21 protein-coding genes and 2 pseudogenes are annotated in these 21,311 nt (G+C 48.3%); 18 read left to right on the forward strand and 5 right to left on the reverse strand.

Annotated elements, in window-relative coordinates:
• The first annotated feature begins 108 nt into the window (after window positions 1–108).
• The 8 genes and pseudogenes from lepA to nagZ all read left to right on the forward strand — a co-directional run bounded on the left by lepA (window position 109) and on the right by nagZ (window position 7,617).
• Window positions 109–1,902 (forward strand): translation elongation factor 4, encoded by a 1,794-nt coding sequence (lepA, locus tag MPB2EB_RS02555; protein ID WP_185182299.1) that lies wholly within the window; start codon window positions 109–111, stop codon window positions 1,900–1,902.
• Between the two features lie 23 nt (window positions 1,903–1,925).
• On the forward strand, window positions 1,926–2,813 hold the full coding sequence (gene lepB / locus MPB2EB_RS02560) for a signal peptidase I (RefSeq protein WP_185182300.1): 888 nt from the start codon (window positions 1,926–1,928) through the stop codon (window positions 2,811–2,813).
• A gap of 122 nt (window positions 2,814–2,935) precedes the next feature.
• Window positions 2,936–3,658 (forward strand): annotated as a pseudogene (gene rnc / locus MPB2EB_RS02565) (ribonuclease III); the annotation flags it as partial.
• A gap of 55 nt (window positions 3,659–3,713) precedes the next feature.
• Complete coding sequence (era, locus tag MPB2EB_RS02570; protein ID WP_185182302.1) at window positions 3,714–4,607, forward strand: GTPase Era; 894 nt, start codon at window positions 3,714–3,716, stop codon at window positions 4,605–4,607.
• Window positions 4,600–5,406: a DNA repair protein RecO gene (gene recO, locus MPB2EB_RS02575; protein ID WP_232534470.1), complete on the forward strand. Its 807-nt coding sequence runs from the start codon at window positions 4,600–4,602 to the stop codon at window positions 5,404–5,406. Before era ends, recO begins: the two co-directional genes overlap by 8 nt.
• Entirely contained in the window at window positions 5,403–6,182 is a 780-nt protein-coding gene (gene pdxJ, locus MPB2EB_RS02580) for a pyridoxine 5'-phosphate synthase (RefSeq protein WP_185182304.1), read from the forward strand. The genes recO and pdxJ overlap by 4 nt, the downstream gene beginning before the upstream one ends.
• Window positions 6,183–6,587 carry a holo-ACP synthase gene (acpS, locus tag MPB2EB_RS02585; protein ID WP_185182305.1) on the forward strand — a complete coding sequence of 135 codons (405 nt, stop codon included), beginning with the start codon at window positions 6,183–6,185 and terminating at the stop codon, window positions 6,585–6,587. It begins immediately after the preceding gene.
• Entirely contained in the window at window positions 6,580–7,617 is a 1,038-nt protein-coding gene (gene nagZ / locus MPB2EB_RS02590) for a beta-N-acetylhexosaminidase (RefSeq protein WP_232534471.1), read from the forward strand. Before acpS ends, nagZ begins: the two co-directional genes overlap by 8 nt.
• Window positions 7,618–7,662: 45 nt before the next feature.
• Here the strand turns inward: nagZ and efp are convergent, their stop codons facing one another.
• The 3 genes from efp to MPB2EB_RS02605 all read right to left on the reverse strand — a co-directional run bounded on the left by efp (window position 7,663) and on the right by MPB2EB_RS02605 (window position 10,902).
• Window positions 7,663–8,220 (reverse strand): elongation factor P, encoded by a 558-nt coding sequence (gene efp / locus MPB2EB_RS02595; protein WP_185182306.1) that lies wholly within the window; start codon window positions 8,218–8,220, stop codon window positions 7,663–7,665.
• Between the two features lie 101 nt (window positions 8,221–8,321).
• The gene (gene earP / locus MPB2EB_RS02600) at window positions 8,322–9,485 is read right to left on the reverse strand and encodes an elongation factor P maturation arginine rhamnosyltransferase EarP (protein WP_185182307.1); all 1,164 of its coding nucleotides are present in this window, start codon (window positions 9,483–9,485) and stop codon (window positions 8,322–8,324) included.
• An 82-nt stretch (window positions 9,486–9,567) separates the two neighbouring features.
• Window positions 9,568–10,902, reverse strand: coding sequence for a hypothetical protein (locus MPB2EB_RS02605; protein WP_185182308.1), 1,335 nt, complete (start codon window positions 10,900–10,902; stop codon window positions 9,568–9,570).
• Between the two features lie 268 nt (window positions 10,903–11,170).
• On the opposite strand from MPB2EB_RS02605, the pseudogene MPB2EB_RS02610 reads away from it, so the two are divergent.
• A pseudogene (locus MPB2EB_RS02610) lies at window positions 11,171–11,551 on the forward strand (GIY-YIG nuclease family protein); the annotation flags it as partial.
• A 70-nt stretch (window positions 11,552–11,621) separates the two neighbouring features.
• On the opposite strand, the gene earP (MPB2EB_RS02615) reads toward MPB2EB_RS02610, so the two are convergent.
• Complete coding sequence (gene earP, locus MPB2EB_RS02615) at window positions 11,622–11,837, reverse strand: elongation factor P maturation arginine rhamnosyltransferase EarP (RefSeq protein ID WP_185182309.1); 216 nt, start codon at window positions 11,835–11,837, stop codon at window positions 11,622–11,624.
• 52 nt (window positions 11,838–11,889) lie between these two features.
• Complete coding sequence (locus MPB2EB_RS02620; protein ID WP_185182310.1) at window positions 11,890–12,837, reverse strand: hypothetical protein; 948 nt, start codon at window positions 12,835–12,837, stop codon at window positions 11,890–11,892.
• 271 nt (window positions 12,838–13,108) lie between these two features.
• Here MPB2EB_RS02620 and uvrC point away from each other — a divergent pair, with 271 nt between their 5' ends.
• The 9 genes from uvrC to MPB2EB_RS02665 all read left to right on the forward strand — a co-directional run bounded on the left by uvrC (window position 13,109) and on the right by MPB2EB_RS02665 (window position 21,288).
• Window positions 13,109–15,010 carry an excinuclease ABC subunit UvrC gene (gene uvrC, locus MPB2EB_RS02625; RefSeq protein ID WP_185182311.1) on the forward strand — a complete coding sequence of 634 codons (1,902 nt, stop codon included), beginning with the start codon at window positions 13,109–13,111 and terminating at the stop codon, window positions 15,008–15,010.
• Between the two features lie 74 nt (window positions 15,011–15,084).
• Complete coding sequence (gene pgsA, locus MPB2EB_RS02630) at window positions 15,085–15,699, forward strand: CDP-diacylglycerol--glycerol-3-phosphate 3-phosphatidyltransferase (protein ID WP_185182312.1); 615 nt, start codon at window positions 15,085–15,087, stop codon at window positions 15,697–15,699.
• Between the two features lie 64 nt (window positions 15,700–15,763).
• The gene (locus MPB2EB_RS02635; protein ID WP_185182313.1) at window positions 15,764–17,353 is read left to right on the forward strand and encodes an ABC-F family ATPase; all 1,590 of its coding nucleotides are present in this window, start codon (window positions 15,764–15,766) and stop codon (window positions 17,351–17,353) included.
• Window positions 17,354–17,487: 134 nt separating this feature from the next.
• Entirely contained in the window at window positions 17,488–17,883 is a 396-nt protein-coding gene (gene rpsF, locus MPB2EB_RS02640; protein ID WP_185182314.1) for a 30S ribosomal protein S6, read from the forward strand.
• A gap of 32 nt (window positions 17,884–17,915) precedes the next feature.
• On the forward strand, window positions 17,916–18,215 hold the full coding sequence (priB, locus tag MPB2EB_RS02645; RefSeq protein WP_185182628.1) for a primosomal replication protein N: 300 nt from the start codon (window positions 17,916–17,918) through the stop codon (window positions 18,213–18,215).
• Window position 18,216: 1 nt separating this feature from the next.
• Entirely contained in the window at window positions 18,217–18,492 is a 276-nt protein-coding gene (rpsR, locus tag MPB2EB_RS02650) for a 30S ribosomal protein S18 (RefSeq protein WP_185182315.1), read from the forward strand.
• A gap of 39 nt (window positions 18,493–18,531) precedes the next feature.
• A complete protein-coding gene (rplI, locus tag MPB2EB_RS02655; protein ID WP_185182629.1) occupies window positions 18,532–18,984 on the forward strand; it encodes a 50S ribosomal protein L9 in 453 nt (150 codons plus the stop codon).
• A 148-nt stretch (window positions 18,985–19,132) separates the two neighbouring features.
• Complete coding sequence (locus tag MPB2EB_RS02660) at window positions 19,133–20,515, forward strand: replicative DNA helicase (RefSeq protein ID WP_185182316.1); 1,383 nt, start codon at window positions 19,133–19,135, stop codon at window positions 20,513–20,515.
• Between the two features lie 146 nt (window positions 20,516–20,661).
• A complete protein-coding gene (locus tag MPB2EB_RS02665) occupies window positions 20,662–21,288 on the forward strand; it encodes a DUF47 domain-containing protein (protein WP_185182317.1) in 627 nt (208 codons plus the stop codon).
• The last annotated feature ends 23 nt before the right edge of the window (window positions 21,289–21,311 follow it).

Below are 21,311 nucleotides of genomic sequence, written 5' to 3' on the forward strand. Positions count from 1 at the left end.
ACAGTATAATGTGCACGCCAGCCTTATGCGTGGATAGTTTTCACAACATGTCCACTGCCATGTTCACCAAAAAAATCTGATCGGATAGCGAGTAAAAAATCATTATTTATGAAGGACATAAGAAACTTTTCGATCATCGCCCATATCGATCACGGCAAATCCACGCTGGCTGACCGTATCATTCAGTTGTGCGGAGGTCTTTCTGCACGCGAAATGGAAACCCAGGTACTGGATTCAATGGCGCTGGAGCGCGAGCGCGGCATTACGATTAAAGCGCAAACCGCGGCGCTGATTTATCGCGCGCGCGATGGCGAAATCTATTATCTCAATTTGATCGATACGCCAGGGCATGTTGATTTTTCATATGAAGTCAGCCGCTCGCTATCGGCGTGCGAGGGTGCTTTATTGGTGGTTGACGCCAGTCAAGGGGTTGAAGCGCAAACGGTCGCCAATTGCTATACAGCGATCGAACTTGGCGTCGAAGTCGTGCCGGTGTTGAATAAAATTGACTTGCCGGCAGCCAACTGCGAGCAAGCCATTGAAGAAATTGAAGAAGTGATTGGGATTGACGCCACCGATGCGGTGCGCTGTAGCGCAAAAACTGGCGCAGGCGTGATTGATGTATTAGAAGCGTTAATTACAAAAGTACCGCCGCCAGTCGGAGATCCGCAAGCGCCATTGCAAGCGCTGATTATCGACTCCTGGTTTGATAATTATGTTGGCGTGGTGATTTTGGTACGCATTGTGAATGGCACTTTGCGCCCCAAAGATCGGATTGTGCTGATGGCGACCGGAGCTCAGTTTCCGGTTGAACACATCGGTGTCTTTACGCCAAAATCTCAAACTAGAGAAACGCTCTCGGCTGGGCAAGTGGGTTTTATTATCGCCGGAATTAAAGAGTTGACGGTAGCTAAAGTAGGGGATACGGTCAGCCACGCCAATAAACCGGCGCTTACTCCGTTACCGGGTTTCAAAGAAGTTAAACCACAGGTGTTTGCGGGTTTATATCCAGTTGAAGCCAATCAATATGAAGCACTGCGCGAATCACTTGAAAAACTTAAGCTCAATGATGCCTCGTTGCAGTATGAGCCCGAGGTTTCGCAGGCGCTAGGTTTTGGTTTTAGGTGTGGCTTTCTTGGCCTGCTCCATATGGAAATTGTGCAAGAGCGGCTAGAACGCGAGTTCAATATGGATCTGATCACCACGGCGCCGACAGTAATATATGAAGTGAGGCAAAATAATGGCGAGCTGATCGTGGTTGAAAACCCCGCTAAGCTGCCTGAGCCTTCAAAAATTGAAGAAATCCTTGAGCCGATCGTTACGGTTAATCTCTATATGCCGCAAGAATATGTCGGCTCGGTGATTACGCTCTGTACGCAAAAGCGCGGCGTGCAAATCGATATGGTTTACCGTGGTCGTCAAGTTCAGCTTATCTATGAAATGCCAATGGCTGAAATTGTGCTGGATTTTTTCGATAAACTCAAATCAGTCTCGCGCGGCTATGCTTCAATGGAGTATGAGTTTAAAGAATATCGCTCCGCCGATGTAGTGAAAGTCGATATGCTGATTAACGGCGAGAAAGTCGATGCGCTCTCCGTGATTGTGCATCGCTCCCAAAGTCAGTTTCGCGGGCGTCAGGTCGCAGCCAAAATGCGTGAAATTATTCCACGTCAAATGTATGATGTGGCGATTCAAGCGGCTATCAGCTCGCATATTATCGCGCGTGAAAATATTAAAGCATTACGTAAAAATGTGCTAGCGAAATGCTATGGCGGTGATATTTCACGTAAAAAGAAATTGCTAGAAAAGCAAAAAGAGGGTAAAAAGCGAATGAAACAAGTCGGTAGTGTTGAAATTCCGCAAGAAGCATTTCTTGCTATTCTTCGTGTAGAAGATAAATAAATTCGCTATAAGAGTAAATTTTTATGAATTTTGCGCTGGTCCTTTTTATTTTAGTGCTCGTAACCGGGCTTGCTTGGCTAGTTGAAAAACTCATCTTGCTACCGCGCCGCCGGCAAGCTGCCAGACGGATCCTCGAGGAATACGATCGCCAATTGGAACAGTTCGATAGCGTGACTGACAGCATGGCGGCGACGCGCGCTAAGCTGAATCGAGAAGCCTTGCAGCAGCCTTGGTGGCTGGAATATTCAGCTAATTTTTTCCCCGTTATTTTGGTGGTTTTTTTACTGCGCTCTTTTGTCGTCGAGCCGTTTAAGATTCCGTCTAGCTCGATGTTGCCTACCTTGCTCGCGGGCGATTTTATTCTGGTGAATAAATTTAATTATGGCATTCGTTTGCCGGTGTTGAATAAAAAGATCATCGAAAACCGCAGTCCAGAGCGGGGCGATGTGGTGGTATTTCGTTACCCCAAAGATGAATCTATTGATTACATCAAACGAGTGATCGGCGTGCCAGGTGATACAGTGGCGTATTTCAATAAAAGTTTGACCATTAATGGCCAGGCTGTGCGGCAAACTCCATTGCCGGACTACTTTGACGAAGAACGGATAGGCTACGCTAAGCATTACCAGCAAACCATCGGCAATAAAACCAACGCAATTCTAAATAATCCCAGTGCCCCCTCTTTTATCATTGGCGCAGATGATTTTCCGTTCCGAGACCACTGCACGTATAGTAACGATGGCGTGGTCTGCAAGGTGCCGTCTGGGCACTATTTTGTGATGGGCGACAATCGAGACAATAGCGCAGATAGCCGTTTCTGGGGCTTTGTGCCGGATCGCAACCTGGTTGGCAGGGCGTTCTTTATTTGGCTTAACTTCAGCCATTTGAAGCGAATTGGCTATTTCAATTAAGGGTGTGATTGATTTATGGGTGGGAGCGTGCTGAGTTCCCGCCCTGCAATATACCCTCTAAAAACGGCTCGTTATCGTTATATGTTTTAGCAGGGTGTGCGCGTTGCGTTATACTTAATGCTATGCCCTTATCTTTGCTAGAAAACCGGTTGCATTACGTATTCCGTAATAAGAAATATTTGCAACAGGCCATGACCCACCGCAGCCATAGCGCAAATCATAACGAACGGCTGGAATTCCTCGGCGATTCGATCTTGAATTGCACGGTAGCGGCGCTGCTATTTAAACGCTTTTCTGAATTAAACGAGGGTGATTTGTCGCGCGTGCGCGCAAATTTAGTGAAGCAACAGTCGCTTTATGAAATTGCTCAATCGCTCAATCTTGCCGAAGCATTACGCTTGGGCGAGGGCGAATTAAAAAACGGCGGTAGCCAGCGGCCGTCAATTTTAGCAGATACGCTTGAGGCCATCTTAGGCGCAATTTATTTAGATGGTGGCTTTGCCGCCGTGCACACTGTGATTGAAGATCTCTATGCGCCGTTCCTTAAGCATATTGATCCTGAGACACTAGGTAAAGACGCAAAAACCCTCTTGCAAGAGTCTTTGCAAGGCCGCAAAATCCCGCTGCCGCACTATACTGTAGTGGCGACTCGTGGGGCCGCCCATAGCCAGCAGTTCGAGGTTGAATGCGCGGTGCCTATTTATGAAATTAAAGTGTTCGGCGTTGGAACGAGCCGTCGCGTGGCTGAACAAGCTGCGGCAAAGCGCGCGTTAGAAGCGATCCAAACTTTGCCGGCCGCGGCGCTCGCTAGCCCTAAACGCGTAAAATATGCACGCCAGCCAAAACCCAGCGTGCTTGGCAAAACAAAAGTAAAGTTGTGATCAAATTTGAGAAGTAATAATGAATCTTTCTACTGATTTCCATTGTGGCACGATTGCGATTGTCGGTCGGCCCAATGTGGGCAAGTCCACTCTACTGAACGCGCTGGTCGGCCATAAAATCAGTATCACTTCGCGTAAGGCGCAAACCACGCGTCATCGAATCACCGGCATTCGAACTTTGCCTGACGCGCAATATATTTTCGTCGATACGCCTGGTTTTCAGACTCAATATAGCGGGATACTGAACCGATCGTTAAATCGCACGGTGGCCGGTGCAGTCACTTCAGTTGATCTCGTATTGTTTGTGATTGAAGCAGGGCAATTTGGGGTAGAAGACCAAAAAGTGCTGGATTTGATTCCGCTTGACGTGCCGACGCTCTTGATCATGAATAAGCTCGATCGGATATCGGACAAAGCTAAACTCTTCCCGTTTCTGAAAAAAATGGGTGCGTTGCGCAACTTTGGCGAGGTCGTGCCGCTCTCCGCTAAGCGCGCTGACGATATGCAGAAATTACTCACCCTAGTGCGGCCCTATCTGCCGCCAGGCGAAGCGATTTATGCTGAGGATGATCTAACGGACCGTAGCGAGCGTTTTCTAGCGGCTGAGATTTTACGCGAAAAAATCTTTCGCTGGACCGGGGATGAACTCCCTTACACCAGCACGGTGGTGATTGAAAAATATGAACAAGAAGGTCGCTTGCGCCGGATTTTCGCTACGATCTTAGTTGAACGCGATAGCCATAAAGCCATGCTGATTGGAACTAAAGGCGAAAAGCTCAAACAGATCAGCAGCGAAGCCCGCGTGGATATTGAAAAATGCCTTGATGCTCGGGTTTACCTAGAGGTATGGATCAAAGTCAAAAGTGGCTGGGCGGCGGATGCGGCAAGCCTAAAATCATATGGCTATGAATGAGTTACAGGCACCCCCGATACAGTCAGAAACGCTAGCGCAATCCCTTTTAAGTCAACCCGGTCAGCGCGCGGCGCAGCGCCAGGAGCGCCGCGTAGCGGAGCAGCCCGGTTTCGTATTGCACAGTTACCCACATCGTGAAACCAGCCTAGTGATCGATGTATTGAGCCGCGATTACGGCCGGCTTGCATTGATTGCCAAAGGCGCTAAGCGGCCTTATTCAACTTTGCGCGGGGTGTTGCAAACGTTTCAACCGCTAGCGCTCTCCTGGGCCGGCAAATCTGAGCTGCGCACGCTGACTCGTGCTGAATGGGTGGGTGGGATGCCACCCCTAGCGGGTCATGCGTTGCTGTGCGGTTTTTATGCGAACGAACTCCTGCTTAAATTCTGTGCGCGGGAAGATCCATGTGAACGGCTTTTCAACCATTACGTATTAACCATGACGCGGCTAGGCACTGGCGCGTCGCCGGTGCAGGCGCTGCGTTCCTTTGAGCGTATTCTGTTGCGTGAGACGGGCTATGCCAGCGCTTTTGATGCGCTGGCCGATACGCGTCAGCCAGTAGCCGCAGAGGGGACCTATGTATTTGATCCAGAGCGAGGCGTACGTGTGGCAAACGGCAGGGAACCTTCACAGTGGCCCGTGCTCGCGGGGCAAACCTTAATTGATATGGAGCGCGACGAATATACCCGCGCCTTAACTCTGACACAAAGTAAGCAACTGATGCGTTTTTTACTGCATCACCACCTTGGGGGCGCGACGCTTAATACGCGCCAAATTCTGCTTGATCTACACACGTTATGAGCCTTTTATTTCCCTCCACCGCTAGCCTTGACCTGGGGGTTAATATTGATCATGTGGCGACCCTGCGTAATGCGCGTGGTGTCACCTATCCTGATCCGTTGCAGGCGGCGCTAGCGGCAGAAGCCGCCGGTGCTGACGCGATTACGCTTCACTTGCGTGAAGATCGTCGGCATATCCGCGATGCTGACGTACGCGCCTTGCGTCCATTGCTGCAAACCAGAATGAATCTGGAGTGCGCGTTGACGCCAGAAATGTTGGCGATTGCATGCGCAATCCAGCCACAAGACGTCTGTTTGGTGCCAGAGAAACGGCAAGAGTTAACGACTGAAGGGGGCCTTGAAGTGGCTGGCCAATTAAACCAAGTCAAAACGGCTTGCCGCCAGCTTGCAGAGGCAGGTATCCGCGTGTCGCTCTTTATTGATCCCGAGGCAACCCAGATCCATGCGGCGCGTGAAACGCTGGCGCCGGTGATCGAGTTGCATACCGGCCGCTATGCCTCAGCGCGTAACGCAGAGGAGTGCGAACTAGAGCTTGAGCGCATCGCGCGCGGGGCGGAACTCGGCGTAGCACTTGGACTCAAAGTCAATGCTGGGCATGGGCTGCATTATTCAAATGTGCAGCCGATCGCAGCCCTGGTCAATCTCGCGGAACTGAATATCGGCCATGCGATTGTCGCTCATGCATTATTTGTGGGCTGGGAAAACGCCGTGCGCGAAATGAAAGCGCTCATGGTGACTGCGCGGCTGGCCACGCAAACACAGGCTCAGGGGGGATAAATGATCTACGGAATTGGGACGGATATTATCCATCTAGAGCGCGTCGCTGGCGTGCTTGAGCGTACGGGTGGCCGTTTTGCAGAAAAAGTATTGGGTCCAGATGAGTTGGTCAAGTACCATGCTCGCGCGGCGCGTTCCGAAGCGCGGGGCTTGGCTTTTCTGGCTACGCGCTTTGCGGTCAAAGAAGCCTTCTCAAAAGCCATTGGACTCGGTATGCACTGGCCTATGACCTGGCGCGCGCTACAAACCCTGAATGAGCCCAGCGGCCGCCCGCTGGCGGCGCCGCTTGGGGAACTTGCAGATTGGATCGTTGCACGGCGCATTCAAACCCATGTAACTATAAGTGATGAGCGTGAATATGCGCTGGCCTTCGTAATTGCCGAACAGGATAAGACCCATGTCTAATACGTCTACTTATACGCTAGGACCTGTGATGCTGGATGTTGCAGGTACTGAATTGACCGACGCAGAAATACGTCGGCTGGTGCATCCGCTTACCGGAGGGGTGATCTTATTTGCCCGCAATTTTCAGAGTCGAGCGCAGCTGCTGGCGCTGACGGCGCATATTCGCGCCGTGCGTGGCGATTTGTTGATCACGGTGGACCATGAAGGCGGACGAGTGCAACGCTTCAAAACTGATGGCTTTACGCCGTTGCCTGCCATGCGCAGTTTAGGTGAACTGTGGGAGCAAGATGTATTGCTCGCGACCCGCGCCGCGGCTGCGGTTGGCTATATCTTAGCTGCGGAGTTGCGCGCTAGTCACATTGATTTGAGCTTCACGCCTTTATTGGATTTGGATTATGGGCAATCAAGAGCGATTGGCAATCGGGCTTTTCACCATGACGCACGCGTGGTTGCGTTACTTGCAAAAAGTCTAAGCCATGGCCTTGCATTAGTGGGGATGGCCAACTGCGGCAAACATTTTCCTGGTCATGGTTTTGTTGAGGCGGACTCACATTATGAAATGCCGGTGGATAACCGCGCGTTGGCGGATCTTTTACACGATGCGCAACCGTACAGTTGGCTAGATTTATCGCTCACCGCCGTGATGCCAGCGCATATCATATACTCAGCCGTGGATGCGCGGCCGGCGGGTTTCTCAAAAGTCTGGCTACAGCAGATATTGCGTGAACAGCTCGGTTTTACCGGTGCTATTTTAAGTGATGATTTGTCGATGGAAGGCGCGCGGGCGATAGGTGACTACGTTGAGAGCGCGCAAGCCGCGCTGGAGGCGGGGTGCGATATGGTGCTGGTGTGTAACCAGCCAGAATCAGCTGAACGTGTGTTGGCTGAATTACGCTACACGCCTTGCGCCACTTCAGCCCGCCGGATTCAACGCCTGGCTGCGCGTGGTGAGGCATTGTCTTGGCATGAGCTTAAGCAACATCCGCAGTACCTGGCGGCGCAAGCATTATTAGCCGAGCTTGCGCTTTGAAAAAAACTGGGTAGACCATTTGGGGTCTACCCGGCCTACACTTGATTAAGCACGGCTACGATACTCATGCGTGCGCGTGTCGATTTCAATTTTATCCCCAATATTGCAAAAAAGCGGTACTTGAAGCACCATGCCAGTGGAAATTTTTGCGCTTTTTAAGACCCGGCCCGATGACGTATCGCCTTTCACCGCGGGTTCGGTATAGATAATCTCACGGACTAAGATTGTGGGTAATTCAACTGAAATGGCCTTGCCGTTATAGAAAATCACGTCGCACTTCATGTCTGCTTCAAGGTAATGCAATGCGTCCCCTAAATTTTCTTGCTCGACCTCATATTGATTATAGTCAGCATCCATGAACACATACATCGGATCGGCAAAGTACGAATATGTCATTTCTTTGCGTTCCAGCACAATATCTTCAAATTTATCATCTGCCTTATAGACTGATTCCATGCCAGCGCCAGTCAGCAAATTGCTCATTTTCATTTTAACCACGGCAGAATTGCGGCCGGATTTAGTATATTCAGTTTTTTGCACCACCATTGGCTCAGAGTTGATCATGATGACGTTGCCGGTGCGGAGTTCTTGAGCGATTTTCATAAAGGTCCTGTGCCAATAAATCCCGTGCTTGGTCGCGCGCAAAAAATACGAGCCTTACAAGATACGTAATAGATTGTTTATAAGTTTAAAAAATGATCCGTCTATTTTAACTGAGATTCGCAAAACTGCGCTAGATTGCTAGCAAGATCGCCCAGTTTGGCAAGACTTTGCGCCCAGACCATCGCATGCTGCGCCAACGTGTTGCGGTGCTGCCAAAAATCATCCCAGTCAAGCGCTATAGGCGAGGGGGAAGGGGTATTCCAGTTATGCCAAAAGTGCGTCAACGCGAGCCGCGCATCAGCGGGCAAGCCTAATGCATAGGCGGCCAGGGCTGCGTCAAGTTTAACGTAATGCGCATTATCGTGTTGTGGGTAGAGTTGCCATACCAAAGGCTTTTGCGCCCATTGGGCGCGGACAAACGAATCTTCGCCCCGTACAAAATTAATATCACAAGCCCAAAGCAGAGGGTCATAGCGACTTTGTTCGACAAAAGGAACTGCGCATACGGTTAAATTGCCACGTGTTGCAACGGTGCCTACGGTTAGCGCGGGTATTCCCAAAAAGTGTGCAATAGCGCTTGAGATCAACCCATCCGGTGCAATACACGTCAGCGGAGTAGCGCTCTCGCGCCAAGCACTCAGGAGCGTCTCGAGGTTGGCGTTTGCATAACAGAACAGCGAAACTAAAGTGCCTTGGGCGGCCGCCGGCGGTATGCCTAGTGCAGTGCAATATCTGGTGCGCGCGTTAGGGTCTGCCACAAAAGCCTGTTGTGAGGCCAATAATGCGCGCTCTTGTAAAACGCCGCCGGTGCCTGCAGTCAGGCCAGGAAAGAAGAAAGTTTTGAGTAATGGGTAAGCTGGATGCGGCGAGGGTTTTAAATGGAAATCCGCGACCCAAGGTTCGCTACTTAAATATTCAAGATTGATCCAAACGGGCGCGTGCTGATGGGCCGCACGGTCAGCCATAGCGGCTATGTAAGCCGGTGGCGGATTACAAGCAAAAGCTTCAATCACAATATCGGCAACTTCGATCGGGGTTTCTATATCCCTATCAGTTGACCATTGTTCAACAATGATGTCGTCGACCTGTTGTTTCCGGGCCTGAGGGTCAATGCTTGGACATAAATGACTAAAGGTTTGCAGCTTATCGACCCATAAGCGGATTTGCCAGCCGTGCTCGGCCGCAAGCTGGCGGGCTAGACGCCAGCTTGTACCGATGTCACCGAAATTATCGATGACGGTGCAGAAGATGTCGCAGCTTGGCATCGATCGTTATTGCGACAAGAAAGCTAATGATAAACGCATATATTTTTGTTGCTGAGAAGAATGAACTTGATCTTGTTAAAATTTATTGAAGAGGAGATTGATCATCAATATGGGTTGCATCTGCAGATATGTCATCGTACGATTGAGATAAATCCTCATCTCTTATATCAGTATACGAACTGGCTAGTATATCGGCAGCAGCTTCGTCTAAATTCCTTATTTTATCTGCTGTTAAATATTCTCTGCCAAGGCATAATGCACGGTAGACTTCTTCATCTAAACTGGAAGGTCCTACTTTATGAATATTCAGGGCCATTGAAAGTCTGTAAGTTCTAAAAATTACAGAGGCATGATATTTTTTTAAATTTTTGAGATATTCATCGTCATCTACTTCGAATTCATCGGTGTTAATTGGCGGCTCAGCATCTTTGAGTTCGTCAAGTAATGAAATTAGAAAATTAAACGTATTTTCAGAAATATTTTTTTTATCTTCGACGAGATTTTCAGTGAAAAGTTTAATTGATTCGTTAGTTAACTTAATTTTACTCTCGTTGATTTTCTCTGAGAATTTTGCTGCCCATATGGCCTCAGTTTTATTAAGATCGGAATTGAGGTTTTTAGGGTTATCTATTAAATAATCTTCGCGTAAAGCAGTATAAATATTTAAGGCCAATCTTGATGTTTCTTTGGGGGACAAAATTTCCTTGATCTTTTGGGGGCGAGAATATACTGATCCCCAATACTTGCTTGGCTGAGGCCCATTACTATAATGCTCTGGCTCGCAATCCTCTAATGCATTGATGAGTTCGTGAAGAAATGTATATGTATTCTCTCCAATCTCGTTTTCATTCTTAGAAATGTGTGCTTTTAGAGCGTTAATTCGCCGATTAGTTAATAACTCGCCGTTTTTAAGCATGCGTGAAAATTCTTTTACCCACTCGATAGTAAATCCATCTTCTAATTTATCGATAGGAGGTGTTTTGGGCGGAGAGTCAAGCAGTCTAATAGGCTTTTCCTGTATATTTTCTACTCCATTGGGAGCATTTTCCCGCACTAGTGGAGTATCTTGAGTTGGAAGAGTAATTTGCTTATTTGAGTTATCCTCAGTACTTGCTTGTTGTTCGGTATCAACGTGCATGTCCAGTGTAGGGCGAATCTCTTCGGCAGCGTTGTTAGGGGGAGTAACGATTTGCTCCCTACCTTCAGGACCGTGGTGTATTATCAGTGCCGGAGAAACTGATTCTATGGGGGTAAGAGGGGGGGTAACGGCACTGGAGTCTGCTGGTGGTGCCGAGTTGTTTTTAGCGCCTACTTTGGGCACAGGCGTTCCAAAATTTTCTGTATTACTCCCATCCCCACCGCCACATGCAGCAAGTGTTTGGAATGCAATGATGCTAGCGCATTTAAAAAATTTCATTTTTTTGACTATTTGATGTGCTATGAAAAAAATTCAATGAAGCTCACTAATTTGAACAAGAAGGAAAGTCTTTGCGGAGGTTTAACTTTTGATTGTAACACTGTTCGAGAGCAATATTTATATAATATTTTTTAATGTTTTATTCTTATTTGTTAATTCATTAGGTTAATTAATAAGTAAGAAAATTTTTGTATCAAATATCGAGTAAAAAATGTATGTAATAAACTGCTAAAATTTTTCTAGAAAAATAAATATTTTAATTTGGCGCATGCCTGATATTCCTGCTTTCAATCCCACAGAGCAACTCGCCCAATTACCGCATCTCCCCGGCGTCTATCGCTATTACGGCGATGCACAAGGCCAAGTGCTCTACATTGGCAAAGCTCGCGACCTTAAAAAACGCGTATCGAGCTATTTCAATAAGACACACCGGTCGCCACGCATTGAATGAATGGTGGCGCGCATTGCGCGGCTTGAAACCACGGTGACTCGTTCCGAAGCAGAGGCTTTACTGCTTGAAAACAATCTAATCAAAGCGTTTGCGCCTCGCTTTAATATTTTGTTTCGTGACGATAAGTCTTACCCTTATCTAAAAATAAGCACACACCGCTATCCGCGCATGGCGTATTACTGTGGCGCAATCAACAAAGTAGAATATGCACGCAATACGCAATACGTTTTTTACAGAGCCAGCAAAGCGAGGTTATGGATATGGGCGGCTAGGCCGCTGTCCGTTGACCCATTGTTTGACGATGATATTGCCGACCTGTCTGAGGGTTAATGGTTGGACATAAATGACTAAAGGCTTGCAGCTTATCGACCCATAAGCGGATTTGCCAGTCGTGCTCGGCGGTAAGCTGGCGGGTTAGACGCCAGCTTATGCCGATGTTACCGAAATTATCGATGACGGTGCAGAAGATATCGCAGCTTGGCATGAGCTGATGAAGAGGAGACTAAGCTATTATCGGTCCTATAATGATGAGTTTCCTAACCGCATTGGGGGGATTGCCGGAGGGCCTTATAGGCTTGCTCACTTAAATTCAATGGATTTTGCTTGAAAGCATTACGGGCACTTTCTGCTCTAAGTTTCAGATAAGCATTGTCATTTTCTCCTATGGTTTTTGGAGATGCGTGTCGTGTCCTTATTGTATAAAGCACAGAACTTAAAACAACATATGTATTTCTGTTAATCTCTTTTCTATTAATTATTTTTTCTCCAAAAATTGGAGCCTGTTTTTGGGCGTGTTTTTGGATTATGGGAGATAGGTTGGGGTTGTCAGTATAATAAGCACAAGTTTTTAAAGCGCTCACCAGCTTCCCAATAACCTTATCTTCAAAAATATGAATATTATTTTCATTTTCAAGTTTAAATAGATCAGATAATTTAAATTTATTTCCATTAATATTGAAGATTTGTTTACGTAGCCATTCAGATTCTGGGTCGCTTTCGATGGGCTCCTCTTCTTCTTTTTCTTCTTCTGCTTCGGACTGAGACATGCTCAGTTCGAAGCGTGCAAGAAATTGATTTTCCAAAATCCGTTGCCATTCATCTGGTTCAACGATATTCGAGCCGTTCCGGTCACGTTCAGAAGAGTTAGTATTTCCTGCAATGACTGCCCAATCAGTGCCATTACTGCTAGGTGACTGAATGGTCGGCATTGGTGTGGCTGAATTAGTAGAGGATGCTGAGCTTGTAGGAGCGTCTATTGGCTCTACTATAGGATTCGAAGGCGTGTTTTCCGGTGTCAAATCTGGTATCGCAGAAATGGTGCTCAAAGGGTCAGTGATACTAGCCGATTCCATGCGCGATACGGAGTTTGGGGTACTGACTTGGGATGCAGGCATCCCAAGACTTTCCGTGTTATTCTCATCCCCACCGCTACATGCAGTGAGTGTTTGGAATGCAATGATGCTAGCCAACTTAAACAATTTCATGGCGTTAATCCTTTGGTGCCTACTCTATGATCGAATGGGATCTGTTGATTGATTAGAAATAATGTTCGTTAGAAGACTTAACTTTCAAGTATAACATTGTTAGAAAAGATATTTTCTTAATTTTATTTAATGGTTTGTTTAAATTTATTTATATGTTAAATCTATTAAAGCTTGGCAAAAATTAGTCCTAAATTCTGAGCGTGAGAGGCTATATGTAATAAACTACAGATTGATATTTGAAATTATTTAAATAATATTCTTCATTTAGCGCATGCCTGATATTCCTGTTTTCAATCCCACAGAGCAACTCGCCCAATTACCGCATCTCCCCGGCGTCTATCGCTATTACGATGCACAAGGCCAAGTGCTCTACGTTGGCAAAGCCCGCGACCTTAAAAAACGCGTATCGAGCTATTTCAATAAGACGCGCCGGTCGCCACGCATTGAATTAATGGTGGCGCGCATTGCGCGGCTTGAAACTACGGTGACTCGTTCCGAAGCAGAAGCTTTACTGCTTGAAAACAATCTAATCAAAGCGCTTGCGCCTCGCTTTAATATTTTATTTCGTGACGATAAGTCTTACCCTTATCTAAAAATAAGCGCACACCGCTATCCACGCATGGTGTATTACCGTGGCGCAATGGATAAAAAGCATCAATATTTTGGGCCATTTCCGAATGCCGGTGCAGTGCGCGAAAGTATGCAGATCTTGCAACGCGTGTTTCAGTTGCGCACCTGTGAAGATTCAGTTTTTAATCACCGTACGCGCCCCTGTTTATTACACCAAATTGGCCGTTGCACAGCGCCTTGCGTGGGTGCAATTAGCGAAGCGGAGTATGGGCGCAATACGCAAAATGCGGTGCGTTTCTTACAAGGGCAGCAAAGCGAGATTATGGGCGAGCTTGAGCAGAAAATGCATGATTTCGCGGCCGAGCTTCAATTTGAGCAAGCAGCTGTAGTGCGTAATCAGATTAGCGCATTGGCAGGGGTTTTGCAGCAACAGGCGGTGGAAACCGATGGCGACAATAACGCTGATATTCTCGCTTTTGCCATGCAGGGCGGGCGAGTTTGCGTTAATCTTGCGATGGTGCGTGGCGGGCGGCATTTGGGCGATAAGGCCTATTTTCCGACGCAGGCAGAGCATGCATTAGAGTTGATTGACTCTGCTTGCGTTACGCAGGAGGCTGGCGAGTTGAGTGGCGCGGAGTCGACTGAACTGACTTTGGCTAAGGAAATTCTGGAGGCTTTTATTGGCCAATATTATTTAAGTCATGTTATGCCGCCACTGATAATTGTCGGAGCGGTGCAGGTCGAGCGTCAGTTGATTGACCTTTTTGCACAGCAGGCTGGACATCGGGTCAGAGTGATGCATCAACCACGCGGCCAAAAACGGGCTTGGCTATCCATGGCGGAACATAATGCGCGCCTAGCGTTGGCTCAGCTGTTAGCGGAGCAAGGCTCGCAGCAAGCGCGCACTCGTGCCTTGGCGCAAATCCTTTTGCCCGCCTGCGAGGACCTTGCGGCGTTACGGATTGAATGTTTTGATATTAGCCATACCATGGGTGAAGCGACGCAGGCTTCGTGCGTGGTATATGGCCAGCATAAGATGCAAACTGCTCAATATCGACGTTATACAATTACTGATGTGACTCCAGGCGATGATTATGCGGCGATGCGCCAAGTATTGATGCGCCGCTATGAAAAAATCGCCTTAGCGCCGCCAGGTGCGTTGCCTGATCTGATATTGGTCGATGGCGGCAAAGGGCAAGTTGAAGTTGCGCGCCAAGTATTGGCTGAACTGGGACTCGATCTTGGAGTTTTAGTTGGAGTCGCAAAAGGAGAGGGGCGCAAAGTTGGGCTGGAAACCCTGGTGTTTGCGGATGGTCGCGCACCTCTTGAACTGGGTAGAGATAGCGCTGCATTAATGTTGATTGCGCAGATTCGAGATGAGGCGCATCGTTTTGCGATCACGGGTATGCGCGCTAAACGAGCGAAAGCGCGCCAAAGTTCGCAGCTTGAAATGCTGGAGGGGGTGGGCGCCAAACGTCGGCAGCGTTTGTTGGCGCGCTTTGGTAGTATGCGTGGCGTAAGTGCCGCGAGTATTGATGAGCTGGCAAGCGTTGAGGGTATTTCGCTGGAATTGGCTAAGCAGATTTACCAGCAGTTGCATTGAAATGCGACAATACTTGTCCCGCGGGCGACAAGCCGGCACAATTCCACTTTATTTTCGATTGCTGCAGGCGCCTTATGTTATTTAATTTACCGCTTTGTCTAACCTGGCTGCGGATTGTGCTCATTCCGTTGATTGTTGGGGTTTTCTATTTGCCGGATCATGTGCTTGAACCTAGGGATAAAGATTGTGCGGCTGCGGCAATTTTCATTTTGGCAGCTTTAACGGATTGGTTTGATGGTTTTTTGGCGCGTAAGCTGAACCAAACTTCCGCTTTTGGCGCGTTTCTCGATCCAGTGGCGGATAAATTGATGGTGACCGCTGCGCTCTTGATCTTAGTCCAGCTTGCGCGCCTGAATGCGGCGATTGCGCTGGTGATTGTAGGGCGGGAAATTACGATTTCAGCACTGCGCGAGTGGATGGCGCAGATTGGCGCAGCCAAGCATATTACAGTGAATTCGCTGGGCAAAATTAAAACGGCATGCCAGATGGTCGCCATTCCATTGCTGCTGTTTTATGGCCCACTTAGTATCTCGTGGGGCGCTGGATCTGCAAATACATTTGTGATCAATACGCGCGAGTGGGGCGAGTGGCTAATTTATTTAGCCACCGCCCTGACCCTATGGTCAATGTTTTATTATTTGAAACGTGCCTGGCCGCAAATTGGTCGGCACGCTAACAATCTGCCGTGAAAGCGGTTTTCTGTCTATCCCTTGGCTGTTAAAATAAGCCTTTTTTTAATCAAAGGCATGCATAGTGCTATCCACCGCTAATATTACAATGCAGTTCGGGGCTAAGCCCCTGTTTGAAAACATTTCGGTTAAATTCGGTGAAGGTAACCGTTATGGCTTAATTGGCGCGAATGGTTGCGGCAAATCCACTTTCATGAAAATCCTCGGGGGGGATCTTGAATCCTCGGCCGGCAATGTGATTTTAGATGCCAATACGCGTCTTGGTAAACTCAAGCAAGATCAGTTCGGCTATGAGTCAATGCGCGTGTTAGATGTCGTCATGATGGGCCATGTGCAAATGTGGCAAGCTCTGACAGAGCGTGATGCAATTTATGAAAATCCAGATGCGACGGATGATGATTACATGCGCGCGGCTGAGCTCGAAGCTAAGTTTGCTGAATATGATGGCTATACGGCAAGCGCGCGGGCCGGTGAATTGTTGCTTGGCGTAGGGGTTCCGGTCGATCAGCATGAAGGCCCAATGAGCGCGGTTGCGCCCGGCTGGAAGCTGCGCGTGCTCCTGGCGCAAGCGCTGTTCTCAGATCCCGATGTATTGTTGCTGGATGAGCCGACCAATAATCTTGACATTAATACGATTCGCTGGCTTGAGGATACCTTAAATCAACGTAATTCAACGATGGTCATCATCTCGCATGACCGCCATTTCTTAAATGCCGTGTGCACGCATATGGCCGATATGGATTACGGTACGCTCAAAGTCTATCCGGGCAATTATGATGACTATATGCTGGCCTCTACCCAAGCGCGTGAGCGACAGCTCGCGGCCAATGCAAAAGCGAAAGAGCGGGTGGGCGAATTGCAAGATTTTGTGCGCCGTTTTGCAGCGAACAAATCAAAAGCGCGGCAGGCCACCAGCCGGATGAAACAAATCGAGAAGATCAAGGTTGAAGATATTCGGCCCTCCTCTCGCCAAAATCCGTTTATTCGTTTTGAATTTGATAAAAAACTGCATAACCTTGCCGTCACCGCCGAAGGAATTAAAAAAGCTTACGATCGGACACTTTTTGAGCATTTGAATCTAACCGTGCAAGCGGGCGAGAAAATTGCCATCATTGGGGAAAACGGCGTGGGTAAAACCACTTTGCTGCGCTCCCTGCTAGGCGATCTAGCGGTGGATGCGGGGACGATTAAATGGGCTGAACATGCAAATATAGGCTATATGCCGCAGGATGCGTCGGCTGCCTTTCCGGCCCCAATTTCTCTTACGGACTGGCTTGGGCATTATGCGCAGGAAGGAGATGACGATCAAGTTATCCGCAGTACGCTGGGCCGTCTGCTCTTTTCTGGGGACGATGTCAAAAAAACGGTCGAAGTTCTTTCCGGTGGCGAAAAGGGGCGCCTGATTTGGGGGAGCTTGATGCTTGGCAAGCATAATGTGCTGTTGATGGATGAGCCGACCAATCATATGGATATGGAATCCATTGAATCGCTCCAAATTGCCCTTGAGCGGTTTGCAGGCACGCTAGTGTTTGTCTCGCATGACCGTGAGTTTGTGAGTGGCCTAGCGACCCGTATTATTGAGGTGCGAAATGATGGGATCCATGATTATCAGGGCAGTTACGAAGAGTATTTGAACAGCCAAGGGATTCATTAAGTCTGAGCTCGCCTTCAGGTGAGCGTTTGCGTGCGGGATTTGCTCAACTTGCAATTTCCCGCTAGAATACAGGGTTTTGACCTTGCCGCACCGGTTTTTATCTGGGCGGCTATTAACCATAAGGAAGCGTGTCCATGCGACATTACGAAATCGTTTTTATTGTACACCCCGATCAAAGCGAGCAAGTGCCCGCCATGATCGAGCGCTACAAAGCCACTATTACCGCACGCGGTGGTCAAATCCACCGGCTTGAAGATTGGGGGCGGCGTCAGTTAGCTTACATGATTAACAAGTTGGCTAAGGCGCATTACATTTGCATGAATATCGAATGTGATGGCGAAACTTTGGCTGAATTGGAACATGCGTTCAAATTTAACGACGCGGTGTTGCGCCATTTGACCATCAAAATGAAGAAAGCCGAAACCACCCCTTCGCCAATGATGAAAGAAGTGCAGCGTGAAGAGGCGAAGAAGGTCAGTCACTCTCCAGCCCAGACACAGCCCGCAGAAGTTGCGCAAGAAACGGAATAAAGGTGAGCCGACGGTAAAGCAAGGACTCGGTGGTGAACCAGCTCGTGCTTGAAGCGTCTGTGATTGAGCGTGAAGCAATACGTTATACGCCAGCAGGCATACCCGTTGTGAATTGCCTTTTGCAGCATGGTTCACGCGTGACTGAAGCAGGCGTTCCACGCCAGGTTGATTTAACGCTATCAGCGGTTGGCATAGGTGAGTTAAGTGGTGCGCTGGCTGCTTGCACACTGGGGCAAGCGTTTCGTTTCACGGGCTTTTTAGCGCCACGCCGTCGTCAGGCTCGCACATTAATATTTCATATTACAGAATTGCAGAATATTCAGAGGATTTAACATGGCACGTTTCACAGGCAAAAAGAAATTTGAACGCCGTCCACAACAGAACCCGCTTTTTAAGCGTAAAAAATTCTGCCGTTTCACGGTGGCTGGAGTGGATCGAATCGATTACAAAGACCTTGATGTACTCAAGGATTTTGTTGGCGAAAACGGTAAAATTACGCCTGCTCGCTTAACCGGCACTCATGCCCGTTATCAGCGTCAGCTTGATGGGGCCATTAAGCGCGCGCGTTTTCTAGCGCTGCTGCCTTACACCGATCTGCATAACGCCTGATCTCGAAAAGTTATAAGGAGCTTACACATGCAAGCCAAAATGCAAGTTATTTTATTGGAAAAAGTCGCCAAACTAGGTAACCTTGGAGATATCGTTAAGGTTGCCAAAGGCTATGCGCGTAATTTTTTGCTGCCGCAAAAAAAAGCACGTCGTGCGACAGAAGAGGCGATTCAAGAGTTTGAAGCACGCCGCGCCGAGCTTGAAAAAGCTGCCACGCAGAAGTTGGCTGCAGCCCAAGAGCTAGGTGAGAAATTAGCCGGTTTAACCTTGCAAATTCCGCAAAAATCGGGTGTTGATGGGCGTTTATTTGGTTCCGTAACGAACTCCGATATTGCCAATGCACTGAAAGCGCAGGGTTTTGAGATCGAGAAAATTCAGCTACGCTTGCCTGAGGGCCCACTTAAGGTAGTCGGCGATCATCTGGTACAGGTGTCGCTGCATACGGATGTGCTGGTGAGCGTCACTGTAGCGGTTCTTGGCGAGCACGTGTAAACGGTCAGTCAATTCTCGCAGCAGTGCTAAGAGATAAAAACGGAGGCTAGCTTAACTGGCCTCCGTTTTTTATTGTGCAGGATAAAACCTTTAAAAACCGGGTGAAAGGGTGTGCAACGCTGATAAATAAGCGATAATCCTAAGCGCCATGAATATAGTTAATCCAGACCCTCAACTCACCGCCCTCAAAGTCCCACCTCATTCGATTGAAGCTGAACAATCGGTATTAGGGGGACTTTTGCTCGACAATAGCGCCTGGGACAGAATTGCCGACTTTTTACAAGAAAGTAATTTCTATCGCTATGACCACCGGTTAATTTTCCAGCATATCGGTAAATTAATTACGGCGGTGCGGCCAGCCGATGTGATCACCGTATTTGAATCACTGACCTCATCGGGCAAGGCGGAGGAGGTGGGGGGGCTCGCCTATTTGAATGCTTTAGCGCAAAACACGCCTAGCGCAGCCAATATCCGCCGTTATGCAGAAATCGTGCGGGATCGCGCGGTGTTGCGCAAGCTGGTCACGGTGGCGGATGAAATTTCAGGTGATGCCTTTAATCCACAAGGCAAAGAGGTGCGTCAGTTACTGGATGAGGCTGAGTCAAAAGTATTTGCGATTGCGGAAGAGGGCACGCGTGGCGGGCAGGGGTTTATTGAAATTAAGCCATTGCTGTCGCAAGTGGTGGAGCGTATCGATACGCTCTATCATCAAGAAAATTCAACCGATGTCACGGGTACACCCACGGGTTTTGTCGATCTTGACCGCATGACTTCCGGTTTGCATGGGGGGGAGCTGGTTATCATTGCGGGGCGTCCGTCGATGGGTAAGACCTCATTGGCGATGAATATCGGCGAATATGTTGCGGTTGAATATGGCTTGCCCGTAGCCGTATTTTCAATGGAAATGCCGGGCACGCAACTTGCCATGCGGATGTTAGGTTCAGTCGGGCGGCTGGATGCGCACCGGCTTCGCACCGGCAAGCTGACAGATGAAGACTGGCCTAAACTGACGCACGCGATGCAAAAAATGAGCGATGCGCAAATTTTTGTGGATGAGCAAAGCGCGCTTAATCCGCTTGAATTACGTGCTCGTGCGCGGCGCTTGTCACGCCAATGCGGACAGCTAGGTTTAATTATTATTGATTATTTACAATTGATGTCATCCGCCTCTTCGGGTGAAAATCGCGCTACCGAAATCTCGGAAATTTCACGTTCGCTCAAGAGTTTGGCAAAAGAACTCAATGTGCCGGTGGTTGCACTCTCACAGCTTAACCGTGGGCTTGAGCAGCGGCCGAATAAACGCCCTGTTATGTCTGATCTGCGTGAATCTGGAGCCATTGAACAAGATGCCGATGTGATTTTCTTTATCTACCGTGATGAAGTCTATAACCCGGATAGCCAGGATAAAGGCACGGCCGAGATTATTATTGGCAAGCAGCGTAATGGGCCAATTGGCGTTGTGCGGTTGACTTTTTTGGGGCAATACACCAAATTCGATAATTTCGCAGGCCAGCCAATGTATAACACTTAGTGAGATTCTTCGACCATTTTGCTAAATAATTTGTTGCCGTGCTCGATAAGTGGGCTGGCCCAGGTACAATAGCGCACTTTATAAGTTAGAACTATTTTGAATGGTTCGCGCCTCAGTAATTAATAGACCCTTGTTTAAGGATTGAGATGTTCAGTCGCTTTATGCCCAAAGAGGGTAAATTCTTTGAAATCTTCAATGCGCATGCAAAATGCCTGGTGGACGCTAGTCATGATTTAGAGCGCTTGGTGAATCAACTGGATGAAGCCGAAGTCCATAAAAAAAATGTGCAGCTCAAAGAAAAGCAAGCGGATAAACTGACGCACGAAACCATTGATCTGTTGCATAAAACCTTTATTACACCCTTTGATCGGGATGAAATTCACAAACTCATCACGACGATGGATGACATTCTTGATTTAATGGAGGATGTTGCAACTGCAGTCTGGCTGTACGATGTGCGCTCGCTCACGCCTGAAGCGGGCCAGCTGGCGCATATTTGCGCCAGCAGTTGTGAACAGGTGGCGCAGGCGGTGGCTTTACTCAAAGACATGAAAAACGCGAGCGCAATTTTAATCATTTGCGCCGTCATTGACCGTTTGGAAACGGAGGCAGATGGCTTATTGCGAGCGGCGATTTCTCAACTCTTTCGAGAAGAGGACGATGTTAAGTCATTAATCAAGCATAAAGCGATTCTTGAGCTGCTAGAAGCTGTCACGGACAAATGCGAAGATGTCGCTAACATTATCGAAGGCATTGTGCTAGAAAACGCTTAGCGTGGCACGGGCTTATATCAGGA

This window comes from Mycoavidus sp. B2-EB (assembly GCF_014218255.1).
Taxonomy (GTDB): Bacteria; Pseudomonadota; Gammaproteobacteria; order Burkholderiales; family Burkholderiaceae; genus Mycoavidus.